The organism is Chitinimonas violaceus, from assembly GCF_052601015.1.
Genome location: NZ_JBQXDJ010000216.1, coordinates 1 through 556 on the forward strand (window position 1 = coordinate 1; position 556 = coordinate 556).

Annotated in this window: 1 protein-coding gene; it reads right to left on the reverse strand. The window is 51.8% G+C overall.

Annotation, left to right across the window (positions count from 1 at the left end; genetic code table 11):
* Positions 1-290: 290 nt before the first annotated feature.
* Positions 291-556 (reverse strand): type II toxin-antitoxin system RelB family antitoxin (gene relB, locus ACUHMQ_RS20995; protein ID WP_445297381.1); only part of this gene is annotated, 266 nt, incomplete at its 5' end.

Here is a 556-nt window from a genome sequence, read left to right on the forward strand (position 1 = left end):
AGCACATCCCCGAAGATAGATTTCCCGGTCGCAAGTTGTCGTACTAAAACCCTTCAAACCTAGACGCCATGCGGCTTTTAACGCATCGATAGGCTCAACAATACCCACTAAACAGGAATTTTTTCCAGGCGCTGTTTTAAAGAACACAGCCAAGTTGCCTTGGCGAAGGGGGCGGATTTTGACACAAGAAACCCGCAGATAAGCTGCGGGTTAGGGGAAACGAGCGGGGGTATCAGACTAGCGGCAAGCGGCTAAGGGGAAGGGAAGAGGCAAGGCAAATCCGGCAACGCTCAGTCATCCAGGCAATAGTGCTTCAGCACCTCTTCCAGCCTCATCCCCTGCGTTTTACCCGCCCTCAAATCGGTCAACCGCTGTTTGGCTTCATAGAAGTCTTCCAACGCCTCTAAATGCGTCAGAATCGCTTCCCGGGCATAGAACGTCTTCGTGCGTCCCGTGGTTTTCGATAACGTTTCCAGCCTGTTTTCAATGTCCGCAGGGAGTCGGATGGTCAGCACAATGGCCTCCTTTGGTTCAGTTTTTATAGGGAATAAGGGGA